This is a genomic window from Oscillibacter sp. CU971 (genome assembly GCF_905219725.1).
Classification (GTDB): Bacteria; Bacillota; Clostridia; order Oscillospirales; family Oscillospiraceae; genus Oscillibacter.
Window position 1 is genome coordinate 1 of record NZ_CAJMXG010000022.1, and the last position, 24,775, is coordinate 24,775.

Here is a 24,775-nt window from a genome sequence, read left to right on the forward strand (position 1 = left end):
GGGGATGACTTTGACTGGGGCATTGTTGTGGTGCCCACTCCTGCGGACCCCAGCGCGCCGACGGTGCCGGAACAGCCCGCCGGGCCCGGCATCCAGCCCAGCGAGGTCTATACTCCCGGCATCACCACCGGGGAAACCATCGACTACAGCGACCGGAAGATTCCCGTCTACGCGGGCACGGAGCAAAACCAGCTCCGGCACGGGGACTTTATCTGGGCTGCAGACCATCCGGACCGGCTGGTGTACATCGGCAGCCAATTCCGCACCCGCTTTGGCATCGACGTCTCCGCCTACCAGAACCGGGCCAGCCAAAATGAGACCATCGACTGGCAGGCCGTCCGAAACGACGGAGTGGACTTCGCCATGATCCGTATCGGCCTCCGGGGCTACTCCTCCGGCAAAATCAACGAGGACGCCTTCTACCGCCAGAACATTGAGGGGGCTATGGCCGCCGGGATCGAGACAGGCGTGTACTTCTTCGCCCAGGCCATCACCGTGGNNGAGGCCATTGAGGAGGCGGATTTCGTTATTGAGCGCCTCCGGGGCCTGAACATCAACGGTCCCGTGGCCTATGACTGGGAGATGCACGACTCCAGCTACCGGGTCTACGGCACCTCGCCGGAGATGGCCACCGCCTGCGCCATCGCCTTCTGCAAGCNTATCCNGGAGGCGGGCTNNNCGCCCATNATCTACGCCGGGACCTATGTCAGCTATGTGAAATACGACCAGGGGGCCATCGCGCCCTACCTCTGCTGGTATCCCGAGTACAAGAGCGACAGCTCGGAAAAGCTGTGCCCCACCCTTTATTATCAGCCGGACTACTGGCAGTTCTCCAGCAAGTGCTCCGTCGCCGGCATCGGCGGAAATGTGGACGCAAACATCCAGTTTATTCGATAAGAAACGGGCCCCCGGCGAAAAACCGCCGGGGGCTGTCTGTCACTTCCGCTTCACGGGATAGCAGACCTCCGTGACGAACTCGTCTGGATTCCGGGTCTCGTGGGGGCTGACGTGGTAAATGTTGAAGAAGAGGCCGTCAAAGGTCCAGCCGTTGTCCTCCACCCAGGCCGCCACAGCCTCGTTCACGGTGGAAATTTGGTCGTAGCTTCCCCGGAACGTGGCGGAGGCCACCTGCACCGCCGGGACAGTCTTGAACTTTACGTGTTCCGTGTCGGGGTAAGTTCCCACCACGTTTTTCTGGATTTCCACATCCACGTCCTGGTCTTTGAACTCCCCGTCGTAGTACATGGCCGTACAGAGCACCGGGTCCCCGTCCTGAATGTTCATCCGGGCAGTCTCCTGGCAGTAGATATGCCACAGGTCTCCCTCCCGGTCATAGCTGGGGATGATCTGCCGGACACTGGCGACATGACGCTCAGGCAGGGTTTTAATGGTAACATCGTATTTCATCATCGTTTCGTCCTTTCTCAGCCGTTCCAAGGCTGTGTCCAATAGGCGAAGCCGCGTCTGCGCCTCCTCCATCTCCNCCCAAGCCAACGCCCGCTGGAGCAGCAGGCAGCGCTCCAGCGCCCCAGGGTCGTCGTAGCAGCCCAGCACCTCCCGGACGGCGGCCAGGGGAAAGCCCATATCCCGGAGGGCCCGGATGCGGTTGGCGACGGGAAGCTGGCGCTCACTGTAGTAGCGGTAGCCGGTAAAGGAGTCGATGGACGCCGGGACCAGAAGCCCGGCCTCATCATAGCGGCGCAGGGAGCGGATGCTGACTCTGGAGAGTTTTGAAAATTCGCCGATCTTCAGCATAGTGATACCTCCACAACGTTGTGAATGTTGAGCTCAAAAACAGCATAAGCCCTCCCCAGGGGGGAGAGTCAAGGGGAANTNTCAAAAAANTTTTCNTTCTCGGCAGAGCCCTCCCGGCCCAGAAGAAAATTTTGAAGAAAAATTAAGGAAGGGCTTGACAAAACCCGGGGCTTTCTGCTATAGTATCACTTGTCCGTTACGGACGGCAGACATGGCGGCATAGCTCAGTTGGCTAGAGCATGCGGTTCATACCCGCAGTGTCCCCGGTTCAAATCCAGGTGCCGCTACCAGACTTTCATGAAGCGCCGCAAGGCGCTTCATGGAGGCTCGTTTTCCTCCCTGGTTTTCATTCTTCCAACGACGGCCCGTTGGTCAAGTGGTTAAGACACGGCCCTTTCACGGCTGTAACATGGGTTCGAATCCCGTACGGGTCACCACCCCATAAGGCGCCGTGATGTGCGGCGTCTTATGGGAAAGATAATTGAATAGGTATCTGGAGGCTTAGCTCAGCTGGTTAGAGCGCATGCTTCACACGCATGAGGCCACTGGTTCGAGTCCAGTAGTCTCCACCATAAAGGTGAAACAATCTGGATATTCTAGGCTGAATGCTTAGAGTCCCAATTGTTTCACCTTTTTTCTTTTAGGGATTTCAAAATCCCGCAAAATGGATATTTTCAGGGTTTCAGCACAACTGGAGGGGTTCGAACCCCTCTTTTTTGCGGTCCAACGGCATTTTGAATGTTGGCACCCTTTTCAGGGGCCTTAACCGACCGCCTTTCACAAGAGTAAAATACACAAAATTTTGGCGCCGAAGTTGTTGGCTATGCACAGTCATTTTTAGGCGCCTTCTTCGGGCGTTGATCCGTCAGTTCCAAGGAATTTGACAGACCAGCGCTTTATCTCATCCTGAAAGGCTTCAAAAACTCCAGCGCCCATTTTCAAAACAGGCGAAAACAAAAAGGGCCCTGGATTTTTCAGGCAGAAAAGTTACCATTACATAAGAAAATAAGGAGAATCAAAATGAGCGCAGAAGAAAAAAGCAGATACTTCCAAGAACTGACTCTCAATCTCCAACATGAGGGCTTCATCGTAAAACCGGAAACGGCGGAGGGCCTCCTGCCGGTGGAACTGGATGACCAGCGCCTCTGCCTCGCGTTGGATACTGGCGCAGTAAGGTACTGGAGAGAGGACGCGGCGGATGACCGCAGGAAAGCAGCTCTGGACAAAGTAGTCTCCATCACCAAAACCACCGCCGAGTATATGCACCAGATAGAGGCGGCGCCTCGGTTGATGGTCGGCAGCTTGACGGGAGACTACAGGCTTCTGGCGGATTTCAATGGCGTAGTCCTGGCGGGCCACCCTACCAAGTACGGCATCCAGTTCATCACATGGGAGCGGATGCCGGAGCGCAGCAGCTTAAACGCGGGAAACTACTACGGCCCCAGCGGGGGCGTGGACAGCTACACTGCCGCCAAGCGTAACTTCGCCGCCCGCTCCGGCCTCATCCTCCGCAGCGACCTTTTTTCCCCGGAGCAGTTGGTGGAGGTCTACCGCTGCGTACATGAAATATTGGACAGCAGTTACCCCATTACGGAAGGTCGGCGAAAATGCCTGGAATCCACTATAGAGCAGATTGCGCGCAGTGTTCCAGATCTGAATGAACGAGTGGAAATTTCCAACGGCGAGGAATTGGAGTACGTGGACGCATTACTCACCGAAAACAGTGGGATGCAGTTTACATCTTGACAAAAAATCCGCCTGAAATTGGTTGGAAATAGTGAATAGCTGTACCAACCGCCTTGTGATACTCTTGCTGGTACGCCCCCTAAATCTTCTATAAGGAGCTGATCCCATTGCCCACCTACTATTACATCGACGAAACCGCCGCCCGCCGGGCCAATGAAATGAACAGCCAATTCGGCTATAAGCCCGGCAGCGCCACGGCGTCCTATCGCCAGGAGGTAGACAAAGCCACCGCCATCGCCGAGGCCCAGAAGGCCCGCGTGGACCCCATGTACCACGAAAAGATCGACCGCCTCCTGGATAGCTACGCCCGCAGACTGGCGGAGAACCTCAACCAGAGCTATGCCATCGCCATCAGGTGCCCCTCCGTCCTCGTCGCTGGCCCCGCTAATTTCCCTGTCCGAAAAAAGGAAAAGCAGAACCGCGCGGATGAGGCGAATCTGCAAGAGTGGCGGGATATCCAGGGCATCCTGGCCCGTATTCGCGGCACCGGAATGGCCGGTATCAGCAGCGACGACGAGAACGCTCTCCAGAAGCTCCGTGAAAAGCTCGACAGGCGTGAGCGGGAGCAGGAGATGATGAAATCCGTCAACGCCTACTACCGTAAACACGGCACTCTGGATGGCTGTCCCCTCCTCTCGGCGGAGGAAGCGGAAAAGATTAAAGCGGCCATGGCCCGTGACTGGCGTGCGAATCCCAAACCCTATAATAGCTACCTCCTGAGCAATAATAACCAAACGATCCACAGCATCAAAGCCCGAATCTCGGAGCTGGAGTCAAAGCAGAGCGGTCCCGCCCCGGAGGGCTGGAGCTTTGAGGGCGGCAGGGTGATCATGAATCAGGAGGAAAACCGCATTCANATTCTNTTCNACGGCAAGCCGGACGCGGATATCCGCTCCGAGCTGAAGCACGCTGGGTTCCGCTGGGCCCCCAGCCAGGGCGCGTGGCAGAGGATGTTGAACCAAAACGGNATCTATGCCGCAAAAAGCGTTACAGAGAAATGGATAACGCCGGCTGTCCAGCCGGAACCTACAATTGAATCCCAGACTGAAGAGGAGCCGTGTTCGGAAGAACCGGCTCCTTTTTCATATCCCCAGCAGTCCATGTAAGCCCGTCAAAAAGGGCCCCAGAAACATTTTTATAGGAAATGAGGATAAAAAGATGGCAACAAGTGAAAAAGCAAGCACCGAATATCTGGAAGAGGTCACCATCCGCCTCCAGGCCCAGGGCTTCGCCGTACACCCTTTGGAGTCCAAGGACATCAACGTTACGCATGACGGGAAGCCGCTGTGTCGGGTCAACAGCCGGGGCGGTCTCGGCTACTTCAAGGAAAACGCCGCCGGAAAAGAGATGGTCCTTGACCAAGTCCGGGACATCGTCAAAACCACGCGGGAGTACATGACCCTCATGGAACAGGCCCCGCCTTTGGAGGCTGAAGGGCTTGGGGAAGGCTACCAGCTGCTGGCAGATTTCAACGGCACGGTTCTGGCGGGGTACAAGACCCGCCTCGGCGTCCAATTCATCACCTGGGATTGGACGCACAACCGTACCTCGCTGTGGCAGGGGCATTATTTTGGCCCTCATGGCCTTGGCGGCTACAAAAGCGCCAAGCGGGACTTCGCCGTCCGGTCCGGCCTTCTCCCCTCCAGCGCTCTTTTTACCCCGGAGCAGCTGACGGAGGTCTACCGCAGCATCTACGAAACCCTGGGCGGCGATTATCCGATCACCGATGAACGGCGAAAGCTGCTGGAAAGCGCCGCTAAGCAGATCGAAGACGGCGTCCCGGATCTGGGTGAGCGGATCGACGTTTCAAATGTAGAGGAAATACGAGTTTAGACCTGACGCCGAAGAACCCGGAATACACCATCCTGCTGGACATCTCCAACAAGTGGTCATCCGGCGCCATGCGGTCAAAGCACACCCTGCTGGAGCTTCCAATGGCAGAGGACGCGCTGACAAGCCTCCTGGCGGAATACGACGGCCTCGGCGACGACGGCGAGGTGTGGGACAGGATCTGCTGGCGCGGCAAAGACTGCGTGGTTCCCCAGCTGACGGATATGTTCTTCGACTACGGGAGCAACACAGGCTACACGGAGAGCGCGATGCGCTACTTTAACTATCTGGCGGGGAAGCTGTCTAGGATCAAGCCCGAAACCCTGCCCATATACAAGGCACTTTTGTCGGCGATGGACTGCCGAGACCTCAATACAGCTGACAGCCTCCTCGATACTGTAAGAGCCTGTTTAAAATCTTCTAATGAGGATGGCAATGAGGGCAAACGTGAGAATCTGAGCAGAAATAAAAAGGTTGCGTTCACAATTTTTCCAAAGTCTGCGGAATTTGTCGAGCCAGCCAAATAGACGCTCTACCACCCAGCGGCGTGGCAGAACGACAAACTTGTGTAATTCGCTGCGTTTTACTACCTCAACCTGTGCGCCGCAAATATCTTTCACCTGATTTGCGAATCGTTCGCCGGAATAACCCGCGTCCACCAGAAACTTCTCCACATGAGAAAGATTGTCCAGGTTAAGGAGAATCATCTGGATGGCTCCATCCCGGTCAGTCACATCGGCGGTTGTTACGGCTATGGCATGGGGCAATCCCATCGTATCAACTATAACGTGACGTTTGATTCCTGATACTTTTTCCCTGCGTCATAACCCTTTTCTTCCGCTGTATCCGCATTCTGTACACTCTGTGCATCAACAATTCCAAACGTAGTCTTATCTCGCCTTAAGTCTTCGTTCCGTATCTGTTTCACCAGTTTTTGCAGCACTTTGTCCAGAATGCTGACCCCCGTTTCGTCCTTCTCCGACCAAACACGGAAATGGTAATACACACTCTGCCATTTGGGATAATCACTGGGCAGCATCCGCCATTGTATTCCACCCTGGATTACGTACAGCACTGCACAAAACACATCATACAAATCATATTTTCGGGGCCGGGTTGTTTTCTTTGCCCCTTCCAAATCCTCCCGGATCAGCTTATATTCTTCCCGGCTGATATCACTTGGGTATTGATGCATTTTCCCCAGCTCCCGCTTGTTTTTTCCTATTATCTCCCACTCCGCCATTTTTGTCAAAAGTTTTTAAACAGGCTCTAAGCCGTTATGAACTCTCACCTCAGATCAACAACCCCGCTGATATGGTGGAGGACAAGCTCTCTGAACTGAGCGGCCAGGATGTNAGCCTGCTCATGCGCCATGTGAGCACGGATCGATATGGAGAGTCTCTGCTTGAGCAAAGCGGCGGGGAGCTGACTCCCTATGGGCTGCTTACCCGCAGGAATAGGCAGCCCGTGAAGGATATCAGAAATCANCCGGNNCAGCNCNGATGNCAGATGGGCATATCGTACTGACGCGTTTCTTGCTTCGCGCAATTTTTAACCCTGAAATCAAAAGGCCGTTTCCTGCGGGGCACGGCTGTTCCCTCCGGGAAACGCCGGAAGGGAAATCACGATGAAATACTTTATGGGCGATACACGTCTGGCGGGTTTGGAACGGATGATGATGGACCCGTCCAGACGCTGTGACAGAGACGACCCCAGGACTGTCCGCAGGGAAAGGCCGGCCCCTCCCCCGCGGAGGAGCGGAAAGGAGGGAAAATGAGAAATTTAACAGCGGCAGGCACAAGGCCAGTCGAGAAAGATACAGCTTCTCACCCTGGGAGGAAGTGGAAAGGAGCCAACGCAAGTTATGTGATCAAAGCGGTGTTGAGCAATCCCCGGTGTCCTGGGTACGGTTTGGTCACGGTTCCCTTTCCCATCCCGGACCAGGAATATGACCAGATGATGGAGCTTCTGTCCGGGCTGGAGATCGGGGACGCACTGGAGCGGGACTGCCAGGTGAACGAGCAGGACAGCTGGTACGACGTTCTTGGCGTCTTGGAGGGAATGGCTGTCAACGTGGATGAGCTGGACTACCTGGCGAAGCGGCTGGACAGCTTCTGTGACGACGAGGCGGAGCAGTTCCAGGCCATGGCCCACAAGCTGGGGCTCACTGATATCCGGGACTTCATCAACCTCACTTTTTGCTGTGAGCGGGTCACGGTGATCTCCGACTTCTCCAAGCTGGAGGAGGCTGGGCGAAACTATCGTATGAGCCTGAATGGCGGCTCCATGCCTATGGATGAATTAAAAGCGCTGGATGGCCGGAAGGAGGCGCTCCGGCTCATCGCCGCGGGCGGCGGGACCGTCACTCCCTACGGCGTCGTCTACGACAACGGGATGGAGCTGGAGCAGCTCTATGACGGGCGGCACTTCCCGGCTTATTTTTACGACGCGTCTCCCCTGGCCTTGGCAGTCACCTCAAAACGGGAACCGGGAGGAAAACCGGAATATCTGTTCCTTCCAGCCTCCGAGCAAAAAATCCAGCGGACTCTGCTCCGAGCCGGAGTGAGAGAAGACCCGGACCTCCAGCTTCGGCTGGAGTGCGACGAACTGCCGGAGCAAATCTCCTTTGCCGTGGACCTGGAACATCTGGAGCAAGCAGGCCTCACCGTGCTGAACCAAATGTGTTGGGCAATCAAGGCTCTGTGCCCTCCCGAACAGAAGAAGCTGGAAGCGGCGGCAATGCTGGCGATGCCCCATGGACCGGACGAAGTATGCCGCCTGGCGGAGAATTTGAGCCAGTTCGACTTCGTTCCTGATATCAAGACCCCGGAGGAGTACGGGAGGTACATGATTCAGGAATCCGGTCATTTCGAGTACGATGAAAACCTGGAGGGCTTCTATGATTTCCTGGGCTACGGCCTCCAGAAAGTGGAAAAAGAGCAGGGCCGGTTCAACGACCTGGGCTATATCGCCTACCACGGCGCCCTGACGCTGGACGAACTTTTGCGGGAGGACCCGGCGGAGCAGTACCAGCGGGAGCAGGGGCCGAAAATGGGAGGGCCGTTATAATGGAAGTTTATCTGAAGCGCAGCCGCCAATCCGCCTGCCTGCATCTGTTTCCCCTCAGCGCGGACCGNTTCCNGGACTTCTTCGCGCAGCCGGCAGGTCCCGGCGGGCAGACTCCTCATCTGACCATCGAACGGTTTGTCAGCCCCATAGAATGCTTGGAGCGCCACCTCAAGGGCATGGCTCTTCGGAGCCTGTCCGATNTGTCCCAGCTGAACGCGCTTGTGGAGAAGGCCGAACGGCTGGGAGAAAAGGAACTGCAAATACTCTCCGGTGCTCTGGATATGGAGAAGATCAACTGTCNGTCCGATATCTGTCGCGTCGTCCAAAATATCGGTGACTACGAGCTGATCGGCGGCGTCACGACAGAGCGGGCCCTGGGCCGCTGGTTAGTGGAGGCCGANCGCTTGAATATCACCTTTCCCAAAGAGGTGCGTCCCTACCTGGACTATGACGCTATCGGAAACGTATACTTCGATTCCAACGACGGCGTTTTCACGGCGAACGGCTATGTGCAGCGCCGGAAGGGCGTCCCTGAGATGGCAGAGAACATGGTGTTCCGCCTGACGCTTGCTAAAGGAAACAAGACCATTTTACTTGATCTCCCGTCCTCCGATGAGCGGCTGGAGGAAGTGAAGCGGGAACTTGCGGCTGATTCTTTTGAAGAAGCCGAACTGAAAAGTATTCAGGCGAGACCGGATTTGTCTTTCCTGACCGACATGATCCCCATGGACGATATCCTCGTCGAGGAGGCTGTCGCTCTGTCGACCTACATCCAGGATATGACGCGGCAGGACGGGGAACTTCTCAAATACTGCTCCGCTTTGGCGGTGGAAGAGCCCACCACCTTCTCCGAGGCGCTCACCATTGCCATGAATATTAATGACTATGAGCGTGTGCCCGATGATGCTGGAGAATATGGAAAGCAGGTTCTCCGGCGGACCGGCGCGGATGACGAGCTCATTGACGCCATCGACGGATACATGGATTTTGAGCGGCTCGGCACAGACTCTATGTCCGAAGACGGAGTCCGGCGGACGGAATACGGGCTAATCCGCCGCCTCAGCAGCCCCTTCCCCACCCAGGAGGCTGGGCAAACAATGGCCTGAAAATAAGTTAAACAGAGGTAAATTATGAGCATCAACATTTATAAGGAAGAGCTGCAAAACGTGTGGCTGTTTGGCCAGTCGGTTCTGTACACGACGCAGCCTGTTCCCCGTGAGGAGGTTCCCGAGGGCTGGTACCGCTACGACCTCCGAGGGGCCGCCGCGGACCCGGAACGGCCCCGTGAGCTGGTGGACCGGGCGGGGCAGAACTTCGCGGGCTCCATTCTCTCGAATGTGCCGCTGCTGCGGGGCCGTACCCAAAGCAAGCTGGTCCGGGACAATTTCTGGCTGACCGGCGTTCCGGCCACTCTGGCGGACTTCTGCGCCGAGGAGGGTATCCCCTGCCCCCAGCCCCCTGAGACGCGGTTCCAGGCCGATGAGGAGCCTGTTGAGGCGCTGGAGCCCGCCTCCCGCGGCTGGGCCATGGGGATGGCTTAAAAAGTTCAGGAAAACGCTGGACTTCCGCCAAATTCTGTGGTATGTGTGTTAGCTGCGAACCCAAACAGCACACAGGCCAACAGGCCGGAAAGGACACGGAATGGACGATTTTTTCAAGGACAGCTTCATGCTCCAGCTGATCTCCACGGGAGAGTACGTTGACGACGACCCCGGACACGGGGGAGATACCTACACGGTGCGGGTCTACGTCCTGCGCTTGAATCCCTTTACGCTGAATGAGTGGTGGAAGTCGCAGGTAACAAACTGCCGGAACACTTACAGCACGGAGGAGGAATGGGAAGCGTATCAGGCCAAAAAGGGGAAGCTGCAGACAGCCTTCAAGGAAAAAGTGGCACGCTTTCTGAAAATCGATTTGTCCCTCGGGGGCCTGATCATCTCACAGGCTGTCTCAGAAGCCTTTACAGCCGTACATATCTTTAAAAACCCGTGACCACTAAAATAGGAGGCAGATCATTGCGCATCAATATTTACAAGGACAAAATGCGATTCGCCCGTATGTTTGGCGCGCCTGTCCTCTACACGCCCTACTTCATCCCCCGTGAGGATGTGCCCCGCGGCTGGCGCTGCTACGATCTCCACGGCACTGACGAGGCCCCGGACGAGCTCTACGCTGTGGCAGACACAGTGAAGGCGAAAGACCGCATCGCGTCCATCCTCACCCTCCTGCCGCTGAAAAACGGAAGGACGAAAAGCCGTCCACTCAAAGGGATGTATGAACTGACACAGGAGGAGCTTACCCTCGCGGAGTTCTGCGAGAGAACGCTGGTCCCTTGCCCCGAACCGCTGGTCCGTCAGGAGGTTTCGTCCGCCTCGCGGGAACCGGCTTCTCAGCAGAGAGGCATGTCGATGGGAAGCATGGGTTCGAGAGCNGCTCCGGCGCTGTACAGGTGGCCGGCCAGCGCCGCCCAAATCTTGAAACATATCAACAGTGAGGTGAACAAATGGCTATCAACATTTACAAGGACAAAATGACCTCCGCCCAACTCTTCGGCAAAGAGGTCCTCTATACCAAGAGCGCCATCTCCCGCAGCGAGGTCCCCGAGGGCTGGTACTGCTACGATCTCTGCGGCACGGACCGAAAACCGGACAAGCCAATGCGGCTGGTGGACATCGCCCCCATGATCCGTGTTGGGACTGTGCTTTCCCCCCGCCCGCTGAAGCGCGATTCTACCCTGGAGAGGAAGGCGGGGGACCATTTCTTCACGGACGGAAGAACGCTGACGCTGGCGGAGTTCTGCCGTGAGCAGGGCCTCCTTCTCCCCCAGGATCCGAGAAAATACATTCCGCGCCCCGCTTCTCCGGAGGAAGCGGGGCTTTTCTATACCCTGTCCCCAGAGGAAGACGCGGAGCATGGCGCTATCGGTCACGTCCGCATCGACTTCGGGCGCTCCGGGAGCGAATTCCACACCAGCTGGTGGCCCAGGGGGCTCGAGGAACTGAACACGCACGAGTTCAAGCAGGAGCTGGGCGAGGTGGTAGATGAGTTGCGCCTCAGCGTCCTGAAGGGTCTTGGCTCCATGCACAGCTACTGCCACGGGCACGCCGGGGAAATCTCCGGTGGCACATGCTGTCAGAATTACGGCTATGTAGTGGAGACGGACCGCTACCTCTACCGCCTGCGCTGCAACCCCACGTGGGGCGATTACCAAGCCTATCTCAGCTGCTTCGATAAGCAGGCGCAGACGCTGGGCCTGACCGCAAAGGGCCGTCAGGCCCTCAAAGACGCCGCCGACCCCGGCAAGACCCACACCTACAGCTGGCATGTGATTGAGCAGATCAATGACCCTGATATGCGAAGGGGCCAGTCGGGCCCTCTGGAGGAAGTCATACAGGCATACGCTCGCCTCGACCGCGCCGACAGGCGTCTGGGCGTCACCAAGGACAGCATCGACGCTGTGGACCTGGTGATTTGCCTGAATGGCCGTGAGTGGCTCTCGGACGACTGGACGAAGATGGACAGCTTCAAGGAAGACCCCGTGGTTACCGCCGCCGTCTCCACGCTTCAAGCCGAGCTGGGAGTAAAGCCCCTCGTCGGAAGGGTCAGCTTCGCCAGCGGGGAGTGGATCGGCTACACCGACCCCGAGGAATATATCAAGGTGGTCCAGGAGGAACTGCCATGCCAGTCCACCTCGGGTTTCCGCTATGAGACGCTGACGGACGACCCGGAAGTCCGCAAGGCGGTGGACGATATCCTCTGCGACNTGTGCGGCGAGGTGAACACCCGCCCTCTGGCGGATTATGGCGGCGGTATGACGATGGGAGGGATGAGCTGATGGATGACCTCGTTCAATGCAGCACTGCACGCAATGATTTCCAGCAATGGCTGGAATTAGGACATGCCCCGTTCACGATCTGCCGGGGCAAAGAGGCTGTTACCACTTTGATCAGATTGCAGAAAGCCCCGTCTGTAGACTACCTGTATCAGATTGCTATGGGGGCGGATAACAGCATCTCATGGGACAGCAGCCTGGCATTCTGCGGCGTGTACGATATGAAGAGAAGAACGCTGTATCTGGCAAAGGACGCGCTGAAGCCCTTCATGGAAGGACGGCATCCTTTCATATCTGAGACCGGCCCTTCTATGATAAAGGAGCTATGCGGCAGAATCAATCAGCGAGTGGAGGCTGTCATCGGCAATGACCGAAATAATCTCACCGTGCGGGGAATCACCGACTGGAAACCGTCAAAAGAACTGCGTGACTATATGGAGTACGGCGCTGGTCAGGAAGCTCTTGACCAATTCATAAACAGCAATCCGCCGGATGGGCTGTTCCACAGTGATTTCGATATGAATGAACTGCCGGAAGCCGCCTTCGTGGACTACCTTCAAGACCCGGAGGATTTTGTCCATAAACGTGCGGAGCAGTACCTCAAGGACNGCCAGGANAAATNCCTCCTGCAATTCATNNAAAACGACGCTCTNCTGGCNGAGTNTCAGGCTCTNGAGCGGGATACCGGCAGCGACATCCACCGGATGCGGGCCATAACGGCGGCGGTCAACAGCTGCGGCGGGAAGTCCGTGACTGTAGCCATCCAAAAGGATGGGAAGGAGCTGACCTTCAAAATGGACGTTAAGGGCCTGNGGGGATACCACAGTCATTACACGCCCTCTCTCNTCGCCGTCCCTGACCGCCGGGAATTTGAATGCCTGTTTGGCAAAGGCNCGGACTATACGCCGAAGGACATCACCAGAATCACATATGGCAGGAACACAATCTATGAGGCCGCGCCTGTCCAAACGGAGAGGCCAGCGCAGGATATAGGAGGAATGCGCCTTGGATAACAAGGAAAAGCCGGACTGCCGGCTGATTGGCGAAAACGGCAACATCTTCAATCTCTTAGGTCTCGCCGCCCGCACTCTGCGGAAGCATGGCCTGGACAGCCAGGCGGATGAGATGCGGGATCGGATCATGGGCGGTGAATGCCACGACTATTACGAGGCCCTGAACATCATCGGAGACTATGTGAACATCACCGGGCCGGAGGAGACGGACATGGGAANGGAGGGCATGGAGCTGTGAGAGAAATGGATCGCAATGCCTTCTGGGACCTGATCTCTGAGGCGAAAAAGGAATGCGGCCAGGACATGGACACCTCCGCCCAATGGCTGACGGACCGCCTATCTGCCCTCGGACCCCGGCNNNCGCAGCACTTCCACGACATTCTGCACGGATACCAGGACCTGGCATATCAATACGGCCTGTGGACCGCCGCGACGCTCATGTGCGCAAACGGCTGCTCCGACGACGGCTTCATCGATTTTCGGGCATGGCTCATTGCGCAGGGAAAAGAAATCTACCTCGCGGCGCTGGCGGACCCGGACTCCCTGGCAGGTGTGGAAGCCTACGGCGGCTGTCAGTTCGAAGAGCTGACCTATGTCGGAAATAAGGCGCTGGAAACCATGACTGGGTAGAGCGCCTATGACGGCACGGATGCCGCTGCCTATGACATTCTGCTGGAGGAGCTGCGGCAGGACATTACCTGTGGCGCGGGAATCAACTACCCTTATGAATGGGATGAAATTANCGGCTATNTTCCANGCCTCTGTGAGAAGTATCTGGAGCCTGGGACGGTTGAGTCTATGCNGAGAAACAACCGCGCGATATGGTTTCTGAGCAACAAGGATATTCAGAACGCGCGGGAAGGCGGTCCGCCGGAGAGACCTGCGCCGCAGACTCATATGGAAATGGGAGGACTGTAAATGAATCAGATCTCGAACAAACAGCTGGATTCTCTGCGCCGGCAGTTCCCGGTGGGCAGTCGGATCAAGCTCAGGGAGATGAAAAACGATCCCTTCCCGGTGAAGCCGGGGAGCATGGGGACGCTGGAGAGCATCGACGACATCGGCACCTTCCACGTCAAGTGGGACGATGGCCGGGCCCTTGGACTGGTGCCGGGGGAGGATGACTTTGACCTCCTGCCCCCATCTGTCCAGACGCTGAAGCTGTACATGCCCATGACGGCCACCTACTACGACGAGGAAGATGGGCTTGAAATCAACATCACCATGGATCCCCATGAGGCGGCGGAGNACGCNCCGCAGATCATTGCGGCGCTGCAAAAGGAGCAGTCCCGCCTGAAATCGGATACCNCGGAGGCGTCGGAACGGGGCCTGATGGCCTACTTCGACAAGGATGACAGCGTGAATGGAAAAGTGCTCTCCTACTTCTTCACCGCTGAGGTCCGCGACGGGAAGCTCTGGGGTGTGGCGGAGTGCAAGGTGCAGGGCACGCTGACGCCCGAGGAGACGCAGCGCCTGATCGACGACATCGGCGGTCAGGCCGGCGACGGCNTCGGAGAGAGTTTCGAGCAGCGTGAGATCCAGGCCGGCGATGGGCTGGAAATCTATGCCCACCTGTACCAGACCAAGGGCTGGACGATCATGACGGAACAGGACCGCTTCGATCCGGAGTTTTCCCAAAAGCTCCCGGACTACTGCTGGTCCACTCGGCCCAGCGACGGGTCTCTCATCTGCGTCCAGCGTGGCGTGAGCGGGTACCACCTGTCCAGCTGGGATACAGGCGATCCCGGAAAGAACCGCCGGATCGCGGATAACAACAACCGGGAGCGGGGTATCTCCAAGGTCCAGGAGGAGGCGATGGTGAACGGCAGTATGTTCGGCTGGGACACCCCCGCTGCGGACCCGAAGCACTACTTGGGGGATCGGCCTCAGCCGCCTCAGATGGGAGGTCTGTCGATGTGAAAACCATTTTTACATTATATCTGAAAAAGGCGTTCCCGCCGGGCAATAACGCTCACGCCGTCCTGGACCTTCCCGCCGCACCCTATGAGGTGCAGGACGCACTGGACAGGCTTCGCCTTGGGGAGAACAGCTCCATGGTNTGGGAAATCACTGAGTATCCGCGGTTTGAGGAGCTGAAGACCCTCATCGACAGGAGCGGCAGCCTCTATGAGCTGAACGCCTTGGCGCAAAAGCTCTCGGAGCTGGATGAGACGCAGGGTGCCATCTTCGCTGGACTGGTGANAATGGAAAATGCCAAGGGTCCCATTCCCCTGCCCCGGCTGATTGACCTCGCCTACAGCACAGATTGCTGTCACGTCTGCCACGACGCGCTGAACGATTCCCAGCTCGGGCGAATACGCGCGGAGAGCGGCTGCGTCCCCGGTCTTGACAAGCTGACAAAGGAGGCTTTTGAAATACTGGACTTCGAGCAGATCGGACGCCGCGCGCGCGTATCTGAAAAAGGTGTATTTGTAAAGCGGAGCATGGACCACCCCGGCGGCTATGTGGCGCTGGATTCCCCGCTGATGGAAACCGCCAAAACCCTGGACCTGACGCCGAAGACGCCGGACTACGCCATGCTGTTGGAGGTATCCTACGGGGACAGCTCTGTCCAGCTCAAGCTGCCCGCCAGCGAGCAGGAGCTGGAGGCGGTCCCCCAGGCTCTGGATGAGCCGGACTGGCTGGACCTGACTTGGACCTGCCTGGACTGCAAGGTCCCCAGCTTGGCGGACGCGGTCTCAGAGGCGAGAGATATCCATTCCGTGAATGATTTCGCAAAAATGCTGGCGGAAATGGACCACGAAGACATCGTCACCTATAAGGCTCTGCTGGAAGCCTCCAATTGTCAGGACCTTCTCCGTGCCGGACTGCTGGCAGATCAGATTCCGAAGTACNTCTTCTCCCCGCAGTTCAGTTCTCCGGAAGAGATGGCAAAAGAAGAACTTTCCGTGCTCCTTTGCGACCCGGACGCGGAAACGATTCTCCCCTATGTAAATCTCCAAAAATATGGAGAGGCCCTGATTGAAAAAAGCCGCGCCGAGCTGACCGGCTACGGCCTGATCGAGCGGGCGGACGGTCAGCCCATCCAATCGCCGCGGCAAGGAGGGATGACGCTTGGATAAAGTATTTCACATCCGCGCTTTCAGCGGTACCGACAGAGACTGCCGGGAGGTGGACCTGGACCTTCCGGCCACGGATTATGAGCTCCTCGATTTAATGGACCAGCTCCAGCCGGAAGACTCAGGCCAAATTTGCCTGGAAATCCACGCGGCCGAGGAATACGACTATCTGGATAATAAGACGCGGGAGCCGGGACTCCTCCAGCTCAACGCCCTGGCCAAGCGCCTTGCGGAGTTGGACATCCAGGGCATGGCCGCCTTTGAGGGTCTGGTCTGCATGGACCTCCAGAAGGGCGAGAAAACGATTCCCGTCCCGCTTCTGATCGATTACTCCCACAGCGGAGACATCTGTCATGTGGTGGGAGACGCTATGACNGATGCCGCCCTTGGCAGGTTTCTGGCGGAGAACGATTTTATCCCCGAGGCGGAGTCCCTCTCCGACGCAGCGTTTGAGCTGCTGGACTTCCAGCGCATCGGGAAGACGCACCGGGAAGCGGAGGGCGGCGCGTTCACCGGCTTCGGCTACGTGGAGCGGCACTCGGAACTCCACCATGTCANTGCGGCCATGGACTTTCAGCCCCGCAAGCCGCCCTACATGGTCCTGCTCAACATCGCCCCCTTCCCGAATACCGGCACGCCTGAAGCCAGCCCGGAGCCGGTCCCGATCCAGCTTCCCGCCTCCGGCGCGGAACTCCAGAGAGTGCTGGAACGGCTGAAAAAGCCGGATTGGAAGGGCGTCATGGCCGCCATCCTGGACTGTCCCGTCCCCTCCATGAACAAAGATATCTTCCTGGAGGAAAATATCCCCCAGGTCATCGAATGGGCGGAGGCCCTGCGGACGCTGGATGAGGCGGGCTGTCTTCATAAGTACAAGGCTCTTTTGAAAGCGGAGGACTGCGCGGAAGTTACAGAGGCACTGCGCCTCGCCGGGCCGCTGGAGGAATACGAGTTTGATTCTGCTCTTCACACGGAGGAGGATGTGGCGGCTGCGTTCCTGACCAAAAACATCAGCGGGGACCTTCTCGAAAAAATCCTTCCCCACATCAATCTCTGGCAGCTCGGCGCGGGACTTCTGGAAGCCTCGAATGGAGCGCTCACCCCCTACGGCGCTATCACCCGGAAGGATGGGCAGCCCTTTCAAATTATGAACGATCAGCCCGGACAGGGCGGAATGGAGATGAACTGATGAACGAAGAATACATGGACCTGGCAAACCTCCCCGGAAGGCAGGGAGAACAGACATGGCTGTGGAATCGGCTGGAGCGGCTGAGCGTCAGGGAAGACAAAGCCCTCGCCGCCCTGCTCCAGCGCCACCCTCCCAATACGGCGGAGGAAATGGTGAACCGCGTCCTGGCGCTGCAAGGCTGTTNCGTCTACCTCGCGCCGGACAGTTATGAGAGCTTGGGCGAACGGGAGCTTCGCCGCATGGGCGGAAGCGACCCGGATGAGCTCCTGCCCCACGTCAACCTGTACGCTCTGGGAACGAGGTTTGAGGATCAGCACCCCGGCCTGTTCGTGGGAGGCTGCTTCGTGGCGTATCCCACGGAGAAAACGCCGGTCTATCACGGGCGGGATTCNCCCCTGCCGGAAGACGAGGGCTGGAGCGTCAAGCTAAAGCTGGCCTCACCCGCCGCGCCGGACGGCGTGTGGCTGCGTCTACCGGATTACCAAAGCATCGAACAGGAGGATGGCTCAGACGGCGAGATCGCCGTGGCGAAAGTGGCCCTGCGGGTCCAAAGCCTGAACGAATGCACCCTGCTGTAAGCTGAATGCGTCCTCCCGGAGGCGGGAGATATCGCACAGCAGTACGAGAGCATTGAGGACCTTGTCCTTGATGGGAATAACCTTGGGTTCATTCTGGATGAGCGGGGACAGGGCGCGGAGCACTGGATAGAGCGGTTCGCCGCCGCTCTGGAGTATGAGGACTGCCGCAAGCTCCGCCTCGCGCTGGATATTTCCCAGAACCTGAACTGCTATGAGTGGATATCCTGCGACAAGCTGGAGTCTTTCGCCGAGGATCACCTGCGCTCCCGCGGCGTCTCCGAAGACCTGATCCAATCTGGTTCCATCGATCTGACGGGCTACGCTGAGGACCTGCTGGAGAGCTCCGAATATATGCTGACCGCCGATGAAAGCGCCTATACCATCCGTAACGACCATGTCTTTTCCTACAACTACAGTATGGACGCGGAGGCGGCGCCACAAAGCGCTCCTGTTCAGGAAGAANGCGCTCTCCCGGAGGATATCATGAGCGCCTCTCCCCCGCTGGCCGCTCTCGCCGCGAATCTCAGCCCGGAGGAAACTTTCAGTGTCAACGCGACGCTCCGGGAATCCCTTGCCAGGCGGGGCCCGGACGGACTCCGCCAACTCCTCACAGCGATGGAATTCGAAGAATGTGACACCCTGCATGACGCGGTGGAGATCGCCCCCCATCTGGACTGCTACGGCTTCGTCGACATTGACGGCTTCCGGGAAGCCGTAAGAGCGGAGCTTCTGTCAAAGGGTGTGGATGAGCGGGCGCTGTGCTGCTTCGACTATGAGACCTACGCTGCGCTTACCCATGGCTTCGGATTTATCCACACTTCCCAGGGCAATGGGATGTATCTCTGCAAGACAGACCAGACCTTTCAATTGCCGAAATGGCAGGAGAAAACCGNGATAACGGGTCCGGCTCTGTAAGAAGCCAAACGGCATAATGAAGATGGCCATACATGCCGCCTCCATTATACCGCCGCGCAGCTCATTCTCCGGACGGGATCTCTCCGTGCTCTTTCTCAAACTCCGCAACGCGGCGCTTGATCATCTGCTCTAATTCCTTATTCTTTGTCCGTCCCTCAAACTCTGCGATATATCCAAGCTGCTCCAGCAGCCGCGGTGAAACACGCAGAGNGAANCTCGCNAAAGTCTGGNCCATTATATGACGCCTCCATAACGTATAATTGACATTATGATAGCGTTGTATTATAATGAACAGGAAGAATGACGCAATTGTGACGCAAACAAAAGATAGAACTCTGGTGATAGAATATGATGAGCAACGACTTTGAGGAGGCGTTNAGNAATTTCCTGGAGCGCAAAGAATACGATGAGGCGGAGAACGCGCTGTTCTCCATGGTCCGTATAGCCTTTCTGGCGGGCTGGAAAGCAGCCGGAGGAGAACCTCCCACACCCCAGACGCTGTTCGAGCTGATCCGCTGCGGAGCTACCGACCTGCGCGTGGGNGGAGAACCACCGCCAGACAAAAACCCAACAACTGGATAACTGAATAATCATATCAGCAGGGGCCGTTTTTCCCAAAGGGATAACGGCCCCTGCTTTTTTTATGCCCTTTTTCGGAAAAGCGGCCCCGGAAAGGACACATATGCGAGAAGAAAAGCTGATCGCCTACTTGAAAGGGGCGTTCAAGGGCAGGAACAANACCATCAAAAGCGCGGAACTGGAGCGCGCCATGGAGATGAGCGGCACGGACCTTCGCAAGCTGGTGAACAAACTCCGGCGAAAGTCCATCCCCATTTGCAGCGGCGCGGACGGTTATTTCTACGCCAAAACCGCCGGTGATATTCTCCGCACCATCCGTCAGCTGAAGGTCATGATTAAGGGCCTCCAGGCAGCGGTGGACGGCCTGGAGGCGGCGCTGGACAAGTTTGTGGAGCCCTGCGGGGCCCCCGCCGAGACCCAGCAAAGCGGTCTCGGTGGGGAGAGGAGGAGCAGCGAAGTGAGTGAGTTCTGCCGTTTGCGGCAGGACGAGGGATACGGAGCTTGTGACGACGAGAAAGGCGGTGAGGGAACGGTGTGAAACCCTGCTTCCCCTGGGTCGGCGGGAAGGGAAAGCTGCTGTGGCTCATCCACAAGCTGTTCCCGGCTTTGGCCAACTGGTTCGTGGACGTGTTCGGCGGCAGCGGAACCGTCCTCCTGTCCCGGCCCCTGAAAAAAGGCTGCGTTGAAATCTACAACGACTACAACAGCAACCTGACCAATCTCTTCTACTGCGTCAAAAACCGCCCCCTGGCACTGCTCCTGGAGCTGGCCTTTCTTCCCCTGAATTCACGGGACGGCTTCAACGTCCTGCTGAAGTTCTTCAAGAAGGAGGAGTTCACCGACGAGTATCTGGAGGAAAACCTGGAGCTCGCGAAGGTCCATCTGAAGCCGCCGNNGTATGAGCAGGTCCGCGGCNTGCTGCTNGAGCGGGCTTCCCTTGGCGACGTGACCCGCGCCGCCAACTACTACCGGCTGATCCGGTACAGCTACAACAGCAACACCACCGCCTTCGNCGGGCGGGCNTGTGACATCCNGCAGTTCTTCCACCTCATCTGGGACTGCNCCCGACGCTTCGCGCGGGTGGTGGTGGCGAACAAGGACTTTCAAGCCCTGATCCAGCAGTACGACGGGGACGGTGTGGTCTTCTACTGCGACCCACCCTACTACCAGGCGGAGGACTGCTACGCGGTGGAATTCTCCACGCGGGACCACGCCCGNCTCCACAGCGTCCTGCGGAAGTGCCGGGGCTTCGTCATGGTCTCCTACAACAACTGCCGGTTCATCCGGAAGCTGTACCGGGACTTCTACATCTACAGCACCGACCGGCCCAACAGCATGTCCCACAAGCCCGGCAGCCGGTACGAGGAGCTGATNATCACCAACTACGACCCCGAAAAGCACCGGGGCGCCGCCCAGATGTCCCTGTTTGAAACCGGGGCCGCTGAGGACGGCGACCGGGATTACCGCCTGATCCATAAGCCCCAGAGGGAACTCTGGGCGGTCAATCAGGCAAAAAACAAATAGGAGGAACGCGTTATGAAATTCACGTTGGACATCGGTAAGAAGGGTCTCCGCATCCGCAAGGAGATCCTGGACGCCAGCGGCTTCCAGAAAGAGAACGCGCTGGATATTCACGGCCTGGACCACGCTGTCGTTATCCTGGAAGAGAAGATGACGGCGGAGGAGATGGTCCGGGCCATCCACAGCCTGAAGGACCTGGCCTCGGACCTGCTGGTCCACCTGGCGAAAGTCTGTGGCCCCTGTGAACACTGTGAAACCCCCTGCCCCTGCGCCCAGGCGGAGGAACAGATTTCGGTGCCGGAGGAGCTTTTGAAACAGGCAAGCATTCCCAAAGGGGCCAAGCTGGACATCTTCGCCGAAAATGGATGCCTGACCATCACCGCCGCGGACGCGCCGGACCTGCGGGATGTGCCGCCGGAGATGCTGGATCTGCTCCGCCAGTCCGGCGTCTGCCTGGACGCGCTGGAAGAACTCATGATTGAGGAGGCTGTCATCTATGGCGTCTGATTTTCCCTATCTGTATCCCCATACCCTGGCAGAGGCCAAGCGCCGCGGCGAGGCGGAGCTGCACAAGGACAGCTTTCGTGAAAATGTCANATGCGCTTGGGCCATTGACAAGGCTGTCCGGGACTGCGCCCGCCAAGGAGAAACGGTGCTGGCGGAGGATTGTATCCAGCCTGTTTTGGAAGCCTATGGCTTCAAAAGAGTCTGCTTCGTTCTCTCCAACACCCTGAACGAGATGGCCCAGCCCCGCCAGGTCAGCGAGGAAGTCCGCAAATGGTCCCAGCTGCCCTGGGTGCCCCCGGNTGGNAAGCGNAACCGCCAGTTCGCTGTGGAAGCCTCCGCCCCGCAGCTGGAGGCGCTGATCCGCCAGACCCGGACGGCATATCAGGCCCTTGGACTGTTCGGCCCGGAGCATTGCGCCGGGGACCGGTCCAAGCTGGATTATGAGGGGAGAGTGCTGGTGCTGNNCCCCGACGCGNTTCGGGAAANCCACTNGAATCCCAGAGAACAATTGTGGCTGGGACAGGGTGGCTTCGGATGCTCCCCCAGCGCCAGAGGACAAGCCGTTTATGCCGTCTGCCTGGGCGACGGCGAAGAATTTCGCTGGGACCNGNACGATTTTTNCGGCGTGCNGGATGNGCGGTTTCTGCCCGACTGGGCGGCGGAGAAACTGGCGGAGCTCCAGTCGAAAGNACAGCTGGAGTCCTCCTCCGGCGGAATGGAGATGACGTGACATTATGAAAACCGAATACCCCTATCTTGACCGTCGGTTTCGGTCAGACGCCCAANGCANCAGACAGCTGCGGGAATGGGAAGCAAGCCTCCGGCTCAATGTTCGGTGCGCGAAAAGCATAGAGGAGGCCATCAGCAGCCACCGTCCCGGCGACATTTTGGAGAGCGGCGCCGCAGAAACCGTCCTGGAAGAATACGGCTTCCAGCGGGTCAGTTTTGTCCTGGCGAATTCCATAAAATGGGGTTTTAACACCATNCAGAACAAAGTCTCCGACTGGGGCATGTCCATCCATGTCCCCCATGACACGAAAAACATTTCCCAATTCTGGGTACATGCGAGCGATCAACTGCTGGAGCAATTTATCAAGCAGCTCTGGGAAGCCCGGCAAAAGCTGGGGCTGTACGGCATAGAGCATTGCGCCGGAGAGTGGGACCACGTGGACTANCAGGGCAAAACACTGGTGCTGAACGCGGACTGTACGGATCGGGACTTGGCCTCTCTGCAAGACCAGCTCTGGTACGCTGTAGACGGACGCNGATGCCGCNCCGAGAACTGGGGCTGCCCCATCCGGGCCGTCCGCCTCGCCGACGGTAAAGAGGAAACGCTGGACCGCGGCGAATTTGCCGGCGCGCTGGATGAGCGGTTTCTGCCCGGCTGGGAGGCGGAGAAGCTGAGGGAGCTCCAGACCCCTCAGCAGGAACAGCTGGAGTCCTCCTCCGGCGGAATGGAGATGACGTGATGAATCTTTCTTTTTACACCATTGACGACCTGCGTCTCGGACCCAACCTCTGGACNGAGGCCCCCTTCGACAACGTCCAGGACGCCCTGGCCCATTACCGGACCCTTTCCGACAGCGCCGTGAAGGAACTGGGCGCGATGAACGGGAATCAGCGGCTGAGCCTCATCCGCCGGGCGGCGGCGTTCCCCAGCGAAGAGCTCTGTGAGAATGTCCTCGTCACCGACCGGCTGACCAAACCGCCCTGGCAGGGTTCCACGGAGGTGCTGGCGGCGGCGCGGAAATGTGTCTCCGCGCTGAAAGTCCGCTACTGCCTGGACCACNACCGGCTGGTCCCCAAGCCCGCGGAACTCCCCGATGACCTGCGGCGGGGCAGCTTCGGCCCGCCTGTTGTCCGCCGGGTCTATGCCGCCGCGACCGGATGGCTCTCCCCCGCTGAACTGAAGCGCCGCTTCCCGGAGGAACGCGGCGCTTCTTCTTTTCCCCTGGTCCTGAAATACCTGGCGGACGTCCATCTGGACGACGGGCCCAGGACCATGGAGCTCACCCACTGGGATCTGCGGCGCTTGGAGTCCCGCGCAGGGACCTTCGCCGCTTCCAAATAAAAAACAAGGAGAATCTGTCATGACTAAGAAATCCGAGCCCAAAACCGCCCCCGCTCCCGAGCGGGAACCTCTCCCCATGGAGATGGATGTGAGGATTCACTCCTTCAATACCAGCGGAAAGGTTCTGGCCAACGCCTCCGTCACCCTGGGTGGCTGCTTTGCCGTCCGGAACCTGCGGATTGTGGAAGGCGCCAAGGGCCTTTTTGTCGCTATGCCCAGCTACCAAACCGACGAGGGCCTCAAGGACGTTTGCTTCCCCTGCACCAAGGAGTTCCGGCAGCAATTCCAGGACACGGTGCTGGCCGCCTACCGCCAGGAGCTGGCCCGGCTCCATGAGCCCCACCTATGTGCGCCCCCGGCAGCGGGAGTCCTCCAGCTTCGAGGAGCGCTCCGCGCCCGGCCCCGCGGGGGACCCGGAAGAGGCGCCTCCCGATGGCCCCGAGGAGGACGGCCCGTCTTTGGACGGCATGACTATGCAGTAGACACCGCTCACAAGCCCCCTGGGGCTGTGAAATATANTAACAGGAGGAACCCAACCCATGAAACGCATCTTGGCCCTGCTCATGACCGCCATGATTCTCTCGGCGGTTATGATCCCCTCCGCCCTGGCGGCGGACACGTCCTCGGCCTGTNATCCNAGCTCCGTCACCNGGAGCGAGGACNGCNAAGAGATCCGCAAGGTCTATGACCTCGGTCCCGNGGAGGACCCGGCGGGCATTCCCCGCTCCGACTTCCAGCAGGACGGCGTCCAGTACACTCTGGTGGACCTTCTCAAGCAGGAGCTCCCGGAAAACGAGAGCCGCCAGCACGTGGAGACGGTCACCCTAGAGAGCAAGAACAAGGACATGGCCTCCGTGCTGGANCTCCTGCCCCAGCAGAAGNANTTCGTCACCGACGACGGCCTCTCCGGCACTCTCACCCTCCAGCTGGACACTGTCCAGGTGGAAGCCTCCGGCTATGGCAGCTCCACAAGGGCGGTCAATGTCACCCGGTCCTATCCCAATCTGGCGGGACAGGACACCTCGTACATCCCCAAGACCATCCAGGACGGCGGGCGCACCCTGACCCTCCAGGATATCAGCTGGCAGACGGA

Annotated in this window: 23 protein-coding genes, 3 tRNA genes and 2 pseudogenes; 25 read left to right on the forward strand and 3 right to left on the reverse strand. The window is 58.3% G+C overall.

Annotated elements, in window-relative coordinates; translation table 11 throughout:
* Positions 1-897: GH25 family lysozyme (locus JX325_RS03270; protein WP_279380499.1), on the forward strand; the 897-nt coding region annotated here is incomplete at its 5' end.
* Positions 898-936: 39 nt separating this feature from the next.
* On the opposite strand, the gene JX325_RS03275 is transcribed toward JX325_RS03270, so the two are convergent.
* Positions 937-1,755 carry a MerR family transcriptional regulator gene (locus tag JX325_RS03275; protein ID WP_204789751.1) on the reverse strand — a complete coding sequence of 273 codons (819 nt, stop codon included), beginning with the start codon at positions 1,753-1,755 and terminating at the stop codon, positions 937-939.
* Positions 1,756-1,968: 213 nt separating this feature from the next.
* Between JX325_RS03275 and JX325_RS03280 the strand changes: the two genes are divergently transcribed.
* The 7 genes from JX325_RS03280 (at position 1,969) to JX325_RS03305 (ending at position 5,858) form a co-directional block, all read left to right on the forward strand.
* Positions 1,969-2,045: transfer RNA gene (locus tag JX325_RS03280), tRNA-Met, on the forward strand.
* Between the two features lie 72 nt (positions 2,046-2,117).
* Positions 2,118-2,192, forward strand: a tRNA-Glu gene (locus JX325_RS03285).
* Positions 2,193-2,250: 58 nt separating this feature from the next.
* Positions 2,251-2,327: transfer RNA gene (locus JX325_RS03290), tRNA-Val, on the forward strand.
* Between the two features lie 448 nt (positions 2,328-2,775).
* Positions 2,776-3,501, forward strand: a complete 726-nt coding sequence (locus tag JX325_RS03295; RefSeq protein ID WP_204789752.1) for a hypothetical protein — start codon at positions 2,776-2,778, stop codon at positions 3,499-3,501.
* 107 nt (positions 3,502-3,608) lie between these two features.
* A complete protein-coding gene (locus JX325_RS17825) occupies positions 3,609-4,607 on the forward strand; it encodes a hypothetical protein (RefSeq protein WP_243413891.1) in 999 nt (332 codons plus the stop codon).
* Positions 4,608-4,659: 52 nt separating this feature from the next.
* Entirely contained in the window at positions 4,660-5,334 is a 675-nt protein-coding gene (locus JX325_RS03300) for a hypothetical protein (RefSeq protein ID WP_204789753.1), read from the forward strand.
* 101 nt (positions 5,335-5,435) lie between these two features.
* Positions 5,436-5,858 carry a hypothetical protein gene (locus JX325_RS03305; protein ID WP_204789768.1) on the forward strand — a complete coding sequence of 141 codons (423 nt, stop codon included), beginning with the start codon at positions 5,436-5,438 and terminating at the stop codon, positions 5,856-5,858.
* On the opposite strand, the gene JX325_RS03310 is transcribed toward JX325_RS03305, so the two are convergent.
* Positions 5,742-6,526, reverse strand: a protein-coding gene (locus tag JX325_RS03310; protein WP_204789767.1) for an IS5 family transposase whose coding sequence is annotated in 2 segments (ribosomal slippage) — positions 5,742-6,139 and positions 6,139-6,526 — 786 coding nt in all. Because the reading frame shifts where the segments join, the coding sequence is not laid out codon by codon here. The genes JX325_RS03305 and JX325_RS03310 overlap by 117 nt on opposite strands.
* A gap of 671 nt (positions 6,527-7,197) precedes the next feature.
* On the opposite strand from JX325_RS03310, the gene JX325_RS03315 reads away from it, so the two are divergent.
* From JX325_RS03315 to JX325_RS03360, 10 genes are all read left to right on the forward strand, one after another.
* Positions 7,198-8,400 (forward strand): hypothetical protein, encoded by a 1,203-nt coding sequence (locus JX325_RS03315; RefSeq protein WP_204789754.1) that lies wholly within the window; start codon positions 7,198-7,200, stop codon positions 8,398-8,400.
* A gap of 1,130 nt (positions 8,401-9,530) precedes the next feature.
* Positions 9,531-9,941, forward strand: coding sequence for an LPD28 domain-containing protein (locus JX325_RS03320; RefSeq protein WP_204789755.1), 411 nt, complete (start codon positions 9,531-9,533; stop codon positions 9,939-9,941).
* Between the two features lie 100 nt (positions 9,942-10,041).
* On the forward strand, positions 10,042-10,392 hold the full coding sequence (locus JX325_RS03325; RefSeq protein WP_204789756.1) for a hypothetical protein: 351 nt from the start codon (positions 10,042-10,044) through the stop codon (positions 10,390-10,392).
* A gap of 23 nt (positions 10,393-10,415) precedes the next feature.
* Positions 10,416-10,934 carry an LPD28 domain-containing protein gene (locus JX325_RS03330; protein WP_204789757.1) on the forward strand — a complete coding sequence of 173 codons (519 nt, stop codon included), beginning with the start codon at positions 10,416-10,418 and terminating at the stop codon, positions 10,932-10,934.
* Positions 10,904-12,235, forward strand: coding sequence for an LPD28 domain-containing protein (locus JX325_RS17835; protein WP_243413893.1), 1,332 nt, complete (start codon positions 10,904-10,906; stop codon positions 12,233-12,235). The genes JX325_RS03330 and JX325_RS17835 overlap by 31 nt, the downstream gene beginning before the upstream one ends.
* A complete protein-coding gene (locus JX325_RS03345; RefSeq protein ID WP_204789759.1) occupies positions 12,235-13,245 on the forward strand; it encodes a hypothetical protein in 1,011 nt (336 codons plus the stop codon). Before JX325_RS17835 ends, JX325_RS03345 begins: the two co-directional genes overlap by 1 nt.
* Positions 13,238-13,483, forward strand: a complete 246-nt coding sequence (locus tag JX325_RS17840) for a hypothetical protein (protein ID WP_374220577.1) — start codon at positions 13,238-13,240, stop codon at positions 13,481-13,483. Before JX325_RS03345 ends, JX325_RS17840 begins: the two co-directional genes overlap by 8 nt.
* Before the next feature lie 5 nt (positions 13,484-13,488).
* Entirely contained in the window at positions 13,489-13,875 is a 387-nt protein-coding gene (locus JX325_RS17845) for a DUF4240 domain-containing protein (RefSeq protein WP_243413895.1), read from the forward strand.
* Between the two features lie 288 nt (positions 13,876-14,163).
* Positions 14,164-15,165 (forward strand): DUF4314 domain-containing protein, encoded by a 1,002-nt coding sequence (locus JX325_RS03355; RefSeq protein ID WP_204789760.1) that lies wholly within the window; start codon positions 14,164-14,166, stop codon positions 15,163-15,165.
* Positions 15,162-16,328 carry an antirestriction protein ArdA gene (locus JX325_RS03360; RefSeq protein ID WP_204789761.1) on the forward strand — a complete coding sequence of 389 codons (1,167 nt, stop codon included), beginning with the start codon at positions 15,162-15,164 and terminating at the stop codon, positions 16,326-16,328. The genes JX325_RS03355 and JX325_RS03360 overlap by 4 nt, the downstream gene beginning before the upstream one ends.
* A 1,689-nt stretch (positions 16,329-18,017) precedes the next feature.
* Here the strand turns inward: JX325_RS03360 and JX325_RS17850 are convergent.
* Positions 18,018-18,485: a hypothetical protein gene (locus tag JX325_RS17850; protein WP_243413894.1), complete on the reverse strand. Its 468-nt coding sequence runs from the start codon at positions 18,483-18,485 to the stop codon at positions 18,018-18,020.
* A 1,632-nt stretch (positions 18,486-20,117) separates the two neighbouring features.
* On the opposite strand from JX325_RS17850, the gene JX325_RS03370 reads away from it, so the two are divergent.
* The 7 genes and pseudogenes from JX325_RS03370 to JX325_RS17865 all read left to right on the forward strand — a co-directional run.
* The gene (locus tag JX325_RS03370) at positions 20,118-21,107 is read left to right on the forward strand and encodes a DNA adenine methylase (RefSeq protein ID WP_204789762.1); all 990 of its coding nucleotides are present in this window, start codon (positions 20,118-20,120) and stop codon (positions 21,105-21,107) included.
* 12 nt (positions 21,108-21,119) lie between these two features.
* Positions 21,120-21,611, forward strand: coding sequence for a hypothetical protein (locus tag JX325_RS03375; RefSeq protein WP_204789763.1), 492 nt, complete (start codon positions 21,120-21,122; stop codon positions 21,609-21,611).
* Positions 21,601-22,341 (forward strand): DUF3849 domain-containing protein, encoded by a 741-nt coding sequence (locus JX325_RS03380; RefSeq protein ID WP_204789764.1) that lies wholly within the window; start codon positions 21,601-21,603, stop codon positions 22,339-22,341. Before JX325_RS03375 ends, JX325_RS03380 begins: the two co-directional genes overlap by 11 nt.
* A 4-nt stretch (positions 22,342-22,345) precedes the next feature.
* A complete protein-coding gene (locus tag JX325_RS03385; RefSeq protein WP_204789765.1) occupies positions 22,346-23,080 on the forward strand; it encodes a DUF3849 domain-containing protein in 735 nt (244 codons plus the stop codon).
* A 684-nt stretch (positions 23,081-23,764) separates the two neighbouring features.
* Positions 23,765-23,986: pseudogene (locus JX325_RS17855) on the forward strand (SpoVG family protein); the annotation flags it as partial.
* Between the two features lie 28 nt (positions 23,987-24,014).
* Complete coding sequence (locus tag JX325_RS17860) at positions 24,015-24,164, forward strand: hypothetical protein (RefSeq protein WP_243413896.1); 150 nt, start codon at positions 24,015-24,017, stop codon at positions 24,162-24,164.
* 57 nt (positions 24,165-24,221) lie between these two features.
* A pseudogene (locus JX325_RS17865) lies at positions 24,222-24,775 on the forward strand (cell wall anchor protein); the annotation flags it as partial.